Consider the following 14907-nt stretch of genomic DNA (forward strand, 5'->3'; position numbering starts at 1 on the left):
CTTCTTTATAGAAGCTCGGGTTCGTTTTTTTATTGATACTGCTCCAGCTTAGAGAAGAATTGAATGACAAACTCATAAAAGTCATTCGCAGACGGCGCAAGCTCTCTGTTTTTCGGTTTAATAATTCCGACAGTCCGTTTCACTTGAGGGAACTCAATTGGAATTTTCACAGTAAAACGAGGTGTTGTTTCAGCAAACGTGCTTTCAGGCAGAAGGGTAACGCCCATTCCCGCGGACACCAAGCCCTTAATGGCATCCAAATCCTCACCCTCTGTAGAAACGAGAGGGGCAAAGCCGGCTTGTTTGCAAGCATCAATTGCCATTTTTCTAAGCACAAATCCTTCCGGAAACAAAACAAATTGGTCATTGCGTAAATCGATTAAATGAACCGTTTTTTGTTTGGCAAGCGGATGATTTAATGGAACAAGCGCGTAAATTTTCTCTGTGAATAAAATTTTTCCTGTTATGTCAGGAAAGTTCGTCGGCACCGGCCCTAATAAGGCCAAATCAATATCGCGGGTTCTGACAGCTTCAATCAGAAACTTATAGGAGCCTTGTCGCAGCAAAAATTCTACGTGCGGATATTCTTCTTTAAATGCTGAAATCACAGTCGGCAAAAGCTGGCTGGCGAGGCTTGTAGGAAAGCCGATCTTTACCGTCCCGCGATGCGGGTCGAGATACTCATCAATTTGTTCTTTCGCATAATCGATGGCTTTCATTGCCGTTTTCACATGAATCAAAAATTCTTTTCCGATCGGCGTGAGTTTGATATTTCTCCCTTCACGCTCAAATAAAGTCACATTTAATTCTTCTTCAAGATTTGCAATTTGTCTGCTGATTGCTGATTGGGCCACATGCAAATGATCAGCAGCTTCTGAAACGTGTTCACGTTCAGCCACCTCCATAAAATAGCGCAGTTGGCGCAGCTCCATGTTTGTCTCACATCCATCTATCTCATTTTGAGATTCTTTTGATCTAAATTATATATTGTTTATATCGTTTTGAAAACCTACAATGATTATAGAGTTGTAAGATTTTATGACCGGTATTATCGGAAATTGATCGGGGGAGAGGAATTATGACGTACAATCAAATGCCAAAAGCTCAAGGTCTCTACCGTCCTGAATTTGAACATGATGCATGCGGAATCGGCCTATATGCGCACTTAAAGGGCAAGCAGACTCATGACATCGTCAAACAGGGGCTTAAGATGCTTTGCCAGCTAGACCACAGAGGAGGTCAAGGCAGTGACCCGGATACAGGAGACGGAGCCGGCTTACTGGTTCAAATCCCTGATGCTTTCTTTAGGAAAGAGTGCAAAGACATCAATCTGCCGGAAAAAGGGCGTTACGGGGTAGGAATGGTCTTTTTCTCACAGAAGGAAGATGAAAGAAAAAAAATCGAAAAGCAAATCAATGCACTGATTGAACAAGAAGGCCAAGCCGTTCTTGGATGGAGAACTGTACCTGTAAATGTCGGAAAAATCGGAACAGTGGCACAGAAAAGCTGTCCGTTTGTCCGTCAAGTATTTATCGGCGCAAGTTCTGATCTGAAGGACAATTTGTCTTTTGAACGAAAATTGTATGTCATTCGTAAACAGGCTGAAAACTGGGGAGTTACGGAAGGTCTTGATTTTTATTTTGCCAGTCTTTCAAGCCAGACCATTGTTTACAAAGGCCTTTTAACACCTGAACAAGTTGATGCGTTTTATTCTGATCTGCAAGATGAAGCATTCGTTTCTGCTTTTGCGCTTGTCCATTCACGTTTCAGCACCAACACATTCCCTACATGGGAAAGAGCGCATCCAAACCGTTATTTGGTTCACAACGGTGAAATTAACACCCTTCGCGGAAACATTAACTGGATGAGAGCGCGTGAGCAGCAATTTGTTTCTGAAAGCTTCGGTGAGGACTTGAACAAGATTCTTCCAATTCTGAATGCTGACGGCAGTGACTCTTCCATTTTGGATAACGCATTTGAGTTTTTTGTAATGGCTGGACGCAAACCGGCACATACAGCGATGATGCTCATTCCTGAGCCATGGACGGAAAATACGCATATGTCTAAGGAAAAGAGAGCGTTCTACGAGTACCATAGTTCCCTAATGGAGCCTTGGGACGGACCGACAGCCATTTCATTTACTGACGGAAAACAAATCGGTGCGATCCTTGACCGGAATGGTCTCCGTCCGGCCCGTTATTATGTAACAAAAGATGATTATATTATATTCTCATCTGAAGTAGGCGTTATTGAAGTTGAACAGGAGAACGTTTTATATAAAAACCGTCTAGAACCTGGGAAAATGCTGTTAATCGACCTGGAAGAAGGCCGGATTATTTCAGATGAAGAAGTCAAAACACAAATTGCAACTGAGTACCCGTACCAAAAGTGGCTTGAGGAAGAGCTTGTCCAAGTGAATCCTGATCCGGAATCAAGAGAGGAAGAACAATTTACAGATCTTCTTACTCGTCAGAAGGCATTCGGATACACATATGAAGATATCCAAAAATATTTAATTCCTGTCATTAAAGAAGGCAAAGATCCTCTTGGTTCAATGGGGAATGACGCGCCGCTTGCTGTTCTGTCAGACCGCGCGCAATCACTGTTTAACTACTTTAAGCAGCTGTTTGCACAAGTAACGAACCCGCCAATCGACGCGATTCGTGAGCAGCTTGTGACATCTACGATGACTTGGCTAGGTGCAGAAGGTGATCTTCTTCACCCAAGTGAGCGAAACGTTCGCCGGATTAAACTATATACACCTGTTTTATCCAATGAACAGTTTTATGCATTAAAAACGATTGTCCATCCTGATTTAAAAAGCCAAAAAATCGATGTGCTGTTTTCAGAGGATCTTGAACGCGGATTAAAGGACATGTTCACACAGGCAGAAAAAGCCATCAGCCAAGGTGTAAGCCTGTTAATTTTATCAGACAAAAAGATGAACGGACGCCTGACACCAATTCCGCCGCTTCTGGCAGTCAGCGCGCTGCATCAGCATTTAATCCGCAAGGGGCTGCGTACAAAAGTCAGCATTATTGTGGAATCAGGAGAAGCGCGTGAAGTGCATCACTTTGCAGCTTTAATCGGTTATGGTGCGGATGCGATTAATCCTTATCTCGCTTATGCGACCTACAAGCAGGAAATTGATGAAGGCCGTTTAGATATTAGCTATGAAGAAGCGGTCAGCAAATACGGAAAGAGCATCACTGAAGGTGTCGTAAAAGTCATGTCCAAGATGGGGATTTCAACTGTACAAAGCTACAGAGGCGCCCAAATCTTTGAGGCAGTAGGAATCAGCCGCGATGTGATTGACCGCTATTTCACAGGAACTGCATCACAGCTCGGCGGCATCGACTTGAACACAATTGCAGAAGAGGCGAAGCGCCGCCACCGGGAAGCGTATCAGGATGATTACAGCAAAACGCTTGAACCGGGAAGTGACTTCCAATGGAGAAACGGCGGAGAGCATCACGCGTTTAACCCAAAAACGATTCATACCTTGCAATGGGCGTGCCGAAGAAATGATTACAATTTGTTTAAACAATATACAAAAGCGGCAGATGAAGAGCGCATTGGATTTTTGCGGAACTTGTTCGCATTTGACGGAGAGCGCAAGCCTCTGAAATTAGAGGAAGTTGAATCCGCTGAATCGATTGTCAAACGCTTTAAAACGGGTGCGATGTCATTTGGATCCTTAAGTAAGGAAGCGCATGAAGCTTTAGCAATCGCAATGAACCGTCTTGGCGGGAAAAGCAACAGCGGTGAGGGCGGAGAAGATCCGAAACGCTTTGTTCCAGATAAAAACGGCGATGACAAAAGAAGCGCGATCAAACAAATTGCATCCGGACGTTTCGGTGTCAAAAGCCATTACCTCGTTAATGCAGATGAGCTGCAGATTAAAATGGCGCAAGGCGCTAAGCCGGGTGAAGGCGGACAGCTGCCTGGCAACAAGGTATATCCTTGGGTTGCCGATGTCCGCGGATCAACGCCTGGTGTCGGATTAATCTCACCGCCGCCGCACCACGACATTTATTCGATTGAGGATTTAGCCCAGCTGATCCACGATTTGAAAAATGCCAACCGTGACGCAAGAATCAGCGTAAAGCTGGTGTCAAAAGCAGGCGTAGGCACAATCGCTGCAGGTGTTGCCAAAGCGACCGCAGATGTCATTGTGATCAGCGGTTACGACGGAGGTACAGGTGCCTCTCCGAAAACCAGTATTAAACATACAGGGCTTCCGTGGGAGCTTGGACTTGCCGAAGCACATCAAACGTTAATGCTAAACGGACTCCGTGACCGTGTTGTATTAGAAACAGACGGAAAGCTCATGACAGGCCGAGACGTTGTGATGGCTGCCTTGCTCGGCGCCGAAGAATTCGGTTTCGCAACGGCTCCGTTAGTTGTACTCGGTTGTGTCATGATGCGTGCCTGCCATTTGGATACATGTCCTGTCGGTGTAGCGACACAAAATCCAGAGCTTCGCAAAAAGTTCATGGGCGATCCTGATCATATTGTGAACTATATGCTGTTCATTGCTGAAGAAGTTCGTGAGTACATGGCTGCGTTAGGCTTCAAGACATTTGATGAAATGATCGGACGCACTGACGTACTTCATGTGAGTGAACGGGCGAAGGCGCATTGGAAAGCAAGCCAGCTTGATTTGTCTACACTTCTTTATCAGCCTGAAGGCGTACGGACGTTCCAATCGCCGCAAAATCATAAAATTGATCAATCACTTGATATTACAGCGATTCTCCCGGCCGTACAAGAAGCCATCGAGTCTGGAAAAGAAGCGGATGTTTCTATTGAAATCAACAATACAAACCGTGTAGCCGGAACGATAACAGGCAGTGAAATTTCGAAACGCTACGGAGAAGAAGGGCTTCCTGAAGATACGATCAAGCTGCAGTTTACCGGATCAGCCGGACAAAGCTTTGGAGCCTTCGTTCCTAAAGGGATGACGCTTTATTTGGATGGCGACTCAAATGATTATGTTGGAAAAGGGCTTTCTGGCGGAAAAATCATCGTTAAGTCACCGCAAGGATTCAATTCCGCTTCAGATGACAACGTCATTATCGGCAACGTAGCTTTCTACGGCGCGACAAGCGGAGAAGCATATATTAACGGACGTGCAGGTGAACGCTTTGCCGTTCGGAACAGCGGTGTGAACGTGGTTGTAGAAGGTATCGGCGACCATGGCTGTGAATACATGACTGGCGGAAGTGTTGTCGTACTCGGAGATGTAGGCAAAAACTTCGCGGCAGGTATGTCCGGCGGAATCGCTTATGTACTGGCCGAAGATGTAAAAGCGTTTAAACGCAAATGCAACCTTGAGATGATTTTATTTGAATCATTAGAGGATGAAAAAGAAACCCAGCAAATCAAAGCAATGCTTGAAAAACATGCTGCGTATACTAACAGCCAAAAAGCTACAGACCTGCTTGATCAGTGGGAAGACAGCGTGAAAAAATTCATCAAAGTCATTCCGAAAAACTATAAACAAATGCTCGCAAGCATCGAAGAGCAAAAAGCTGCAGGCTTATCAGATGAAGAAGCTATCATGTACGCATTTGAAGCCAACACGAAGCCAAAGCAGATTACAGCGTCATCGGGACAAAAACAAGCGGTAGTACAGTAAGGAAGGGGAGAGGAACATGGGGAAACCAACTGGATTTATGGAGATCAAACGAGAAAAACCTGCTGAGCGGGACCCTCTCACTCGCTTAAAGGATTGGAAAGAATATTCTGCTCCTTTTTCAGAAGAAGCATCGAAACGGCAGGGGGCGCGGTGTATGGATTGCGGTACACCGTTTTGCCAGATCGGTGCAGACATTAACGGATTTACATCCGGCTGTCCGATTTACAACTTAATTCCTGAATGGAATGATCTTGTCTACCGGGGCAGATGGAAAGAAGCATTGGAACGCCTTTTGAAAACAAACAACTTTCCTGAATTCACAGGGCGGGTATGTCCCGCTCCTTGTGAAGGATCATGTACATTAGCGATTTCAGACCCGGCCGTATCCATTAAAAATATCGAACGGACCATTATCGACAAAGGATTTGAGAATGGCTGGATCCAGCCTAGAATTCCTAAAAAACGAACAGGCAAAAAAGTGGCCATCGTTGGATCGGGCCCGGCCGGACTGGCGAGTGCTGACCAGCTGAATCAAGCGGGGCATTCCGTCACTGTGTTTGAACGCTCAGACAGAGCGGGCGGCCTTTTAACATACGGCATTCCGAACATGAAGCTTGAGAAAGGCATTGTAGAACGCCGGGTTAAATTGCTGACGCAAGAAGGAATTGATTTTGTCACGAACACAGAAATTGGCGTTGACATTACAGCTGATGAGCTGAAAGAGCAATTTGATGCTGTGATTCTGTGCACAGGCGCACAAAAACAGCGGGATCTATTAATTGAAGGACGCAACTCAAAAGGAGTCCATTACGCGATGGACTACCTGACACTCGCAACAAAAAGCTATTTAGATTCTAACTTTAAAGACAAGAAGTTTATTGATGCAAAAGGAAAAGATGTCATCGTAATCGGGGGCGGAGACACAGGAGCTGACTGCGTGGCTACTGCTCTGCGACAAAAAGCTAAAAGTGTGCACCAATTCGGCAAACACCCGAAACTTCCGCCGGCCCGCACGAATGACAATCAGTGGCCTGAACAGCCGCACGTCTTTACGCTTGAATATGCGTATGAAGAAGCGGAAGCAAAATTCGGAAGAGATCCGCGAGAATACTCCATTCAAACGAAAAAAATGGTTGCGGATAAAAATGGCAAGCTGAAAGAACTTCATACCATCCAAATGGAAAAAGTGAAAAATGAGCACGGAAAGTACGAGTTCCGCGAGCTGCCGGGGACGGAAAAAGTATGGCCTGCTCAGCTTGTCTTTATCGCTATCGGTTTTGAAGGCACAGAACAGCCGCTGTTGAAACAGTTCGGTGTTGATTCAGTAAATAACAAAATCAGCGCAGCATATGGGGATTATCAAACAAATATCGATGGCGTATTTGCCGCAGGGGATGCAAGAAGAGGCCAAAGCTTAATCGTATGGGCGATTAATGAAGGCCGTGAAGTAGCGCGCGAAGTGGATCGATATTTGATGGGGAGTTCAGTTCTTCCGTAAATAAAGGGGATTATCATATAAAAGAAACCGGTCTGAATATCAGCCGGTTTCTTTTTTTATTCCATTACGATTCCGATGTTGCCAAACTGTCTGCCTTCCTGCATTCTGGTATATGCTTCAAACGCTTTTTCTAAAGGATATGTGCGGTCAAGTACAGGGCGCAGCTGATGTTTTTCAATAAAAGCGAGCATATCATGAAATTCTTCACAGCTCCCCATCGAAGTTCCCAATACATTGATCTGAGGAAAGAATAAAGAGCGCACCGGAAAACTGAGGTCGTCGCCTGAGCTTGCCCCAAAGCTGACAATACGGCCGTTCGGTTTAACATGGCGGAAGTATTCCGAAAAGAGGGCGGGGCCTATGCTGTCAAGAACAACATCAGCCTTTTCTCCCTGCAGCTGTTCATCCCAATTGCTGTAGCTGTCAAATGCGTAATCAGCACCTAATTGCAGCGCTTTTTTTCTTTTCTCCTCACTGCGGGAGGTCACACTTACTGTTGCCCCAATCGCTTTAGCCATGAATAAAGCGTAGGTTGCAACACCGCTGCCGATGCCGGGTATCAATAGATGCTCGTCTTTTTTCAATTGGGCTTTTGTAAACAGGGCCCGATATGCAGTTAAAGCGGATAAAGGCAAAACGCCTGCTTCTTCCCAGGATAAATAAGAAGGTTTTTTGATTGCATTTTGTGAAGGAATGATCACGTATTCAGCAAGCGTTCCGTCAGAAGGGCCTCCCAAAATCTCCGGAACAGGCGGCACATTCTCTGTCAAATCCCAGTTCAATGTCGGGAAAATGATTACTTCTGTTTGAACAGCAACGTTTTTCACGCCTTCACCAACCTCTTCAATGATACCGGCGCCGTCAGAGCCCAGTATCACTTGAGGATCTCGTTCAGATTTGTTATTCATAAGAAACAGGTCGCGATGGTTTAGACCTGCAGATTTTAATTTGACTTTTACCTCTCCGTATCCGGGCTTTTTTGATGGAGCGTCTTGAAAGGATAACCCCTGAAGTCCGGTTTTTCCGTTGTGAATTACAGCTTTCATGCTGTCTGCCTCCTCATTGAATTGTATTTTCATATCTTTACATATTTTACATAGCGGTTTTCTTCGAGTAAAATGAACAAATATGATAGCTGATATCACTTTTTATCATAGCAAGAAGGTGAGTGCCTGTGGAAAGCGGAGATTTAAAGATTTTTCGGGCTGTTGCCCGTGAAGGAAGTATAACGAAAGCAGCCCGAATGCTGAATTATGTTCAATCGAATGTGACAGCCAGAATACATAACCTTGAGGAAGATTTGAATATCAAACTTTTTCATCGAACGAATCGCGGGATGAAGCTGACAGCTGCCGGAGAAAACCTATTGCAATACGCAGAGCAAGTATTATCCCTGTTAGACGAAGCTGAAAAATCGGCACAGATGAGCCAGCATCCGAAAGGGCCTTTGCGGATCGGATCGTTGGAAACAACAGCGGTAACGCATCTGCCCGAGCATGCGGCCTCCTTCCTCAGGCGTTTTCCTGAAGTTGATTTATCAGTGAACACAGCTGATACGCACAATTTGATTCAACAGGTTCTTGATCATAAGGTTGATGGAGCTTTTGTATACGGACCGGTTGAGCACACGGATATCAGACAAACCCCTGTTTCCCGTGATGAATTGGTTTTGATTTCATCACGGGAGGGGACGGCAGAAGACATGCTTCGGCAGCCGATGCTCTTTTTTGGAGCTGGCTGTTCTCATCGTGCCAGGGTCAAGAGATTGCTGAAGGAAGCAGGTATTCAAAATCAAAAAATCATAGAGTTTGGCACATTGGAAGCTATTTTAAGAGGAGTATCCGCCGGTTTGGGCACGGCGCTGCTCCCGAAGTCCGCTGTTGACTGCTCTACCCATGGTGCAAATGTGTATATTCATCAGCTGCCAGCAGCGTATCAAGACTTAGAGATCGTATTTATATACAGAAAAGACTTTTTTATGACGAGTGCGTTCCAGACATTTATTGATGAGGTAAACGAAATGAAAAGATGAAGACTGTTACGCTGCATAAGCTGAACTAAGAACGTAGCCGATTGTCAAGAAAGCCGTCATATGGAGTATCACCAAACCGTATTAAAGGCATTCGGATTGTTATCAGGCAGGAGGATGTTGTTTCTGTTCTTATATAAAGGTCTGCATACAAAAAAACTGTACTCATTTGAAACGAGTACAGTTTTTTTTCTTTTATTTCCGTTTTAAATTAATGCCGATCGCCGCGCCATTTCTGCTTGAATCAGCTACTCCTTTAAAGGTGCCGTTTTCATGGTCGATAGAAATGCTTTGTACGTTCCCGATATCCACCGGGCTTTTGCCGAATTTGTGGCCCATGCCGTTTAGTTTGCTGAGAACATCTTCAGGAACTCCGTCTTCATAGCGGTAAGAGCTCATGCTGTTTGTGTAAATTCTCGGCTCTTCAACAGCTGCTTTTAATTCCATACCATATTCGATGTGATAGAGAATGGTTTGCAAAACGGACGAAATAATGGTGGCCCCGCCAGGAGATCCGACAGTGAGGACAGGCTTGTCATCCTTAAATAAAATGGTCGGGGTCATGCTGCTTAAAGGCCGTTTGTTTGGCTGTACTTCGTTGGCTCCGCCTGGAACCGCATCAAAATCTGTTAGTTCATTGTTTAAAATGACGCCGTAATCAGGGACCATAATACCCGTTCCGAATAGCTGTTCAATTGTCGTCGTATAGGAAACAACATTTCCCCAGCGGTCGGCAACTGTAAAGTGGGTTGTTTGGCCTTCTACTTTGTCTTTCGGCTGTTCGACTTGCTTATAGTTTGCCGATCCTTCTTGGTATTTCCAAGGATCACCGGCTTTCGGCTTTTTATTGACTTGATCTAAGTTAATTAATTGCTGGCGTTCTTTAATATAATCGGGATGAAGCAGGCCTTTGAGAGGAACGTTTACAAATTCGGGATCACCTGCATAAGACGCACGGTCGGCATAAGACAAATGCATCGTTTCAGCAAGCAGTTGATATTTTTCCCATGAGCGGACATCGTATTGTGAAAGGTTAAAATCATCAAGTATTTCCAGCATTTGCAATAAGAAAATACCGCCAGAGCTTGGAGGAGGAGTAGTGGCGATTTGATAGCCTTGATAGTCTCCCCAAATCGGTTCATCAATTGTAATGTCGTAATTTTCTAAATCTTTTTTCGTCATTGATCCGCCGAAATCCTGTACAGTGTCAGAAAGCGCTTTGGCGAATTTTCCTTCATAAAAAGCGTCAGTGCCTTTTGAGCGAATGAGCTTAAACGTTTTTGCCAAATCCTTTTGAACCAGTGTATCGCCTTCTTTAAGCGGCTCGCCATTTGGCAAAAATACATCTTTTGCGGCAGTCCGTGACAGCTTTTCCTGATAATCAGAAATCGCATCTGCCAACACCGAATCAATCGGAAAGCCTTTTTCAGCGAGTTTAATAGAAGGGGTGATTAATTGCTTCATTGAACGGGTTCCCCATTTATCCAGAGCTTCTTCCAGCCCTTTCAGCGTACCTGGAACACCGACGGCAGTACCTTTTGTCACACGTTCAGAGAAAGGAATCGCTTTGCCGTCTTCATCGAGAAACATATCAGGAGTTGCACCTGCTGGAGCGCGTTCACGACTGTCAATGATCGTTGTATCCTTTGTTTTTCCGTCATACACCATCATAAAACCGCCGCCGCCAATGCCTGACATCATCGGCTCTGTTACATTGAGCGCAAATTGAATGGCAACTGCCGCGTCAATGGCATTTCCTCCTTTTTTCAGTACATCAGCACCGATTTCCGAAGCGAGAGGATGTGCGCTAGCAACCATGCCGTCTTTCCCAACATCTACTTGTTTGTACTCGTCATAGCTTTTGGGCGGCTTTTTCGCTTCCGCGTGAAAAGGGACACTTCCAGCGACTAACAGAACACTAAGCAGAGCTGTTAAACAGACGTTCCACGTTCTTTTCATGTTCTCCCTCCTATATGAAGCTGTTATGTTACAATCTTAGCGTAAAAAAATTACAGCGTTTTCACAAGTGACAAATGGTATATTATATAGAACATTCACCCGCTTTTCTGTGTGAAATTGATTATATTGTTATGAGCCATGTGCTATATTAGAATCAGCATACGGATTAAGAAAGGACTGCTATATGTATTTAACGATTAAAGAAACAGCAGAATATACAAATCTTTCAGAGGATTATATTAAAAGTTTGGTACAGGGAGGAAAAATCAGAGCCGTTCATGACGGTGAGCAATTTTTAATTTTTAAGGGGCAGTTCAAAACGCATCTCGAACAGCTGGAGAATTACAAAGCACTCGTGCAGGAAATCTTAAATGAACCAATCCCGGAAGATATCGATGTAAAAGATGAGGACTAGGACACAATTTCAAATTGTGTCTTTTTTTGTATATCTTTTTAAAAACAGCGAAAAACCAAAGCGTCAGATTTTTTTCTAAGAGGCTTTTTGATGATAGATAGGGGAATATGTATCAAATAGGTTAAAAGCTTTATAAGAAGCTTTAAAACTCATTTAAGAGGGAGGAGGTTCTGGAAAGCTTTTTCAACCGCCTATGTAACACTATGTATATTATGTTACATAAACGCCGCCGTACTTTGACTTTCAACGTTTTTCAGCTATAATAGTAACATAGACCTCAAAACGTTACATAATGGTTTTTAAGGAGTTTTTGGATGCATATTGTACAGCCGATTCGCAGTTTAGAAAAAATTCAAGATGTAAAACAGTATTTGCTAAACAAAAACAAGCGGGATTATTTTCTGTTTATTTTTGGCATAAACAGCGCGCTCCGCATTTCTGATATTCTGCCGCTGCAAGTGAAGGACGTTAAAAATAAAGATCATTTATGGGCGACTGAAAGCAAAACGAAAAAGAAAAGGAAGATTCTGATTTTAGAATCGCTGAAACACGAAATATACGAGTATACGAAAGACATGAAAGAAAACGAATATCTTTTTAAATCTGTACGGACCAGGAAACCGATTTCCCGCATTCAGGCCTACAGGATTTTAAGAGAGGCCGCCGCGGCGTGCGGACTCGAGGAGATAGGGACCCATACGCTGCGGAAAACATTCGGCTATCATTTTTATCAGCGGACAAAAGACATTGCCGAGCTGCAGAGAATACTGAATCATTCATCACCCTCGATTACAATGCGGTATATCGGTATTGATGAAGATACGACAAGGGCCGCGTATAAGGTTTTTGGAGGGCTTTAATACAAACCGCTTGAAAATATTCATCATCAGAGCTACTATATAAATACCAAAAGCTCTAGTAGCACAGCGGATAGTGCAGCAGTTTCCTAAACTGCAGGTCGGGAGTTCGAATCTCTCCTAGAGCGTTATATAACAAAATGACAATGGGCTTTTGGCCTGTTGTCTTTCTTTATGCCAAATAAAAAAACGCCCGCTTATGCAGGGCGTTTTTTCTTATATAACTGCGTCAAATTGATTGACTTTCCATTTTTTATTTTCTTTTACAAATGTCACTTTCCGTTTCGCTGCAGGTGATCCGTCTAAAGTAGGAACGGTAAATTGGTATGTGACTGTGCCGCCTTTTTTAGAGATCAGTTTAGCAGTTGATTTTTTCCAATTTAAAAGGTTGTCACCGTCGCCGATTGGCACGGCTAGTTTTCCTTTTGAAACAGTGAAGTGATAGTCTTTAAAGCCTTTTTCGATTGCTGTTTTTGTGAAAATAGGAGTTAAGTAATTCACTGCTTTTGCTTTAGTGCCTAGGTCACTGCACATGTACACGTATTGAAGATTTTGATACTCAAATGTACCTGATGGGCAAACTGCTTTTTTCGCTTTTGGATTGTGGCCGCTCATTGTGTTCCAAAAATGCTCTCTTGCTGATAACGCCAGCTGCAGTGCTTGTTTTTGTGATAAATCACCTGAAGTATTTTTCGCAAATGCATTTGTGCTTAATGACAGAATAAGTGCAATCGTTGTTAGAAATAGAAAACATTTTTTCATTGTGGTTCACTCCTTCAAAATCTCTTTCTCTTATGTTACAAATGTTACAATAATTACGGATAGATTACAATACTTTTGCATAAATTATTTTTTATTCTTTTACTCACAAGGAAATAGGCTGTTACTTGCTAGTTTATTCTTCATAAGCTAAAAAGATGTGTAAAATTAGAAGAATCGGGAAGGGTTTCATATGTACAGTGATGAATAATAACATGTTACATATCCTGTTTTTGTCAAAAGAATAGGGTCATGTTTACAAACGAATTCAAATAAAGGAGCTTTCAATATGGAAACATCACAAGAACAACTTGTAACTCAGAAGAAAAGCAATCCATCTGTCTGGCGGTCTATGTCACTCTTTTTAGTTCCGCTTCTGCTAAGCAATGTGCTGCAATCAGTCGGCCAGCTAGTCGGGATGATGGCTGTAGGCAGATGGCTTGGTGTTGATGCGGTTGCAGCTGTATCATCCTTTTTCCCGTTATTTTTTCTTTTAATCTCATTTACAATTGGGATCGGTTCAGGAAGCTCGATCCTGATCGGACAAGCCTACGGGGCGAAAAATGAGGAGCGGTTAAAGGCTGTTGTCGGGACGACGCTCACGTTTACGTTTTTATTAGGGGTTGTGTTAGCCGTCATCGGCAGTATTTTCACCTTGGATATTCTTCGTTTAATGGGCACGCCTGAAAATGTAATTCATGTCAGTGCCAGCTATGCACGTATTTTATTTTACGCGATGCCGTTTATGTTTTTATATTTCGCTTATACAACATTTTTGCGCGGAACAGGGGATTCTAAGACACCGTTTTATACGCTGATTGTGAGCACGGTCATTAACATAGCGCTTTTGCCTGTCTTGATCCTTGGCATGTTCGGTTTTCCGAAACTGGGCATATACGGTTCCGCATATGCAACCGTCATTTCCACGATTGCGACTTTTATTGTGTTAATGGTGTATTTGCGAAAACGAAACCATCCGCTGCAATTTGATAAAACAGTGCGCCGTTATTTGAAAATGGATAAAGAACTTCTGGCTCTCCTGCTGCGCCTCGGGATTCCATCAAGCATCAATATGATTCTCGTCTCATTATCAGAGATAGCGGTTATTTCATTCGTCAACCATTATGGCTCTAATGCGACAGCTGCATACGGCGTGGTCAACCAGGTAGCCAGCTATGTGCAGATGCCGGCCGTCAGCCTTGGTATTGCGGTGTCTATATTCGCCGCGCAATCGATCGGAGCGAACGAGTTTGGCCGCCTAAAACAGGTAATTCGTGTCGGGATTTGGCTGAATTATATCATTGGCGGTGTGCTGATCATTCTGATCTATGTTTTTTCACATCAGATTTTAGGATTATTTTTAACCGAACAAGAGACGCTTTACATTGCGCACCGTCTCTTGATGATTACATTGTGGAGTTACTTACTCTTTGGAAATGCCCAAATTATTTCTGCGACGATGCGGGCAAGCGGAACGGTTTTATGGCCGACCGTTATCAGTATTTTTGCCATCTGGGGAGTAGAGGTGCCTGTCGCGTTCGTACTTTCCCACTACACAAATCTTGAAATACTCGGCGTCTGGGTTGGCTATCCGGCTGCGTTTGCCGTCAGTTTGCTGTTGATTTATGGGTATTATCAATTCGTTTGGAAAAAGAAACAGATTACACGTCTCATCCAATAGCATCCCGAATCACACCGTTCAACATTTGAACGGTGTTTTTTGTTTGATAAAGAGAAAACATAAATGGA

At 43.7% G+C, this 14907-nt stretch carries 10 protein-coding genes and 1 tRNA gene; 7 read left to right on the forward strand and 4 right to left on the reverse strand.

Going from position 1 to position 14907, the window contains the following annotated elements; genetic code table 11:
- Positions 1–29 precede the first annotated feature (29 nt).
- The gene (gltC, locus tag CVV77_RS02880; protein WP_019258572.1) at positions 30–932 is read right to left on the reverse strand and encodes a glutamate biosynthesis transcriptional regulator GltC; all 903 of its coding nucleotides are present in this window, start codon (positions 930–932) and stop codon (positions 30–32) included.
- Between the two features lie 146 nt (positions 933–1078).
- Between gltC and gltB the strand changes: the two genes are divergently transcribed.
- Together gltB and gltD are read left to right on the forward strand one after the other, a co-directional pair.
- Positions 1079–5641 carry a glutamate synthase large subunit gene (gene gltB, locus CVV77_RS02885; RefSeq protein ID WP_100274594.1) on the forward strand — a complete coding sequence of 1521 codons (4563 nt, stop codon included), beginning with the start codon at positions 1079–1081 and terminating at the stop codon, positions 5639–5641.
- A gap of 16 nt (positions 5642–5657) precedes the next feature.
- The gene (gene gltD / locus CVV77_RS02890; RefSeq protein WP_084994471.1) at positions 5658–7139 is read left to right on the forward strand and encodes a glutamate synthase small subunit; all 1482 of its coding nucleotides are present in this window, start codon (positions 5658–5660) and stop codon (positions 7137–7139) included.
- Between the two features lie 56 nt (positions 7140–7195).
- Here the strand turns inward: gltD and CVV77_RS02895 are convergent, their stop codons facing one another.
- Positions 7196–8185, reverse strand: a complete 990-nt coding sequence (locus CVV77_RS02895) for a zinc-binding dehydrogenase (protein WP_100274595.1) — start codon at positions 8183–8185, stop codon at positions 7196–7198.
- A 128-nt stretch (positions 8186–8313) separates the two neighbouring features.
- Between CVV77_RS02895 and yofA the strand changes: the two genes are divergently transcribed.
- On the forward strand, positions 8314–9171 hold the full coding sequence (gene yofA / locus CVV77_RS02900; protein ID WP_100274596.1) for a LysR family transcriptional regulator YofA: 858 nt from the start codon (positions 8314–8316) through the stop codon (positions 9169–9171).
- A gap of 192 nt (positions 9172–9363) precedes the next feature.
- Here the strand turns inward: yofA and ggt are convergent, their stop codons facing one another.
- Positions 9364–11127, reverse strand: a complete 1764-nt coding sequence (gene ggt, locus CVV77_RS02905; RefSeq protein WP_100274597.1) for a gamma-glutamyltransferase — start codon at positions 11125–11127, stop codon at positions 9364–9366.
- A 184-nt stretch (positions 11128–11311) separates the two neighbouring features.
- Between ggt and CVV77_RS02910 the strand changes: the two genes are divergently transcribed.
- The 3 genes from CVV77_RS02910 (at position 11312) to CVV77_RS02920 (ending at position 12527) form a co-directional block, all read left to right on the forward strand.
- Positions 11312–11542: an excisionase family DNA-binding protein gene (locus CVV77_RS02910; protein WP_100274598.1), complete on the forward strand. Its 231-nt coding sequence runs from the start codon at positions 11312–11314 to the stop codon at positions 11540–11542.
- A 314-nt stretch (positions 11543–11856) separates the two neighbouring features.
- Positions 11857–12402: a site-specific integrase gene (locus CVV77_RS02915; RefSeq protein WP_060398741.1), complete on the forward strand. Its 546-nt coding sequence runs from the start codon at positions 11857–11859 to the stop codon at positions 12400–12402.
- Positions 12403–12454: 52 nt separating this feature from the next.
- A tRNA-Arg gene (locus tag CVV77_RS02920) sits at positions 12455–12527 on the forward strand.
- 88 nt (positions 12528–12615) lie between these two features.
- Here the strand turns inward: CVV77_RS02920 and iseA are convergent.
- A complete protein-coding gene (iseA, locus tag CVV77_RS02925; RefSeq protein ID WP_019258565.1) occupies positions 12616–13161 on the reverse strand; it encodes a DL-endopeptidase inhibitor IseA in 546 nt (181 codons plus the stop codon).
- A gap of 286 nt (positions 13162–13447) precedes the next feature.
- On the opposite strand from iseA, the gene CVV77_RS02930 reads away from it, so the two are divergent.
- Positions 13448–14839, forward strand: a complete 1392-nt coding sequence (locus tag CVV77_RS02930; protein WP_003241939.1) for an MATE family efflux transporter — start codon at positions 13448–13450, stop codon at positions 14837–14839.
- Positions 14840–14907: the final 68 nt, after the last annotated feature.

The sequence above is a fragment of the Bacillus sp. SN1 genome (genome assembly GCF_002796895.1).
Lineage (GTDB): Bacteria > Bacillota > Bacilli > Bacillales > Bacillaceae > Bacillus > Bacillus inaquosorum.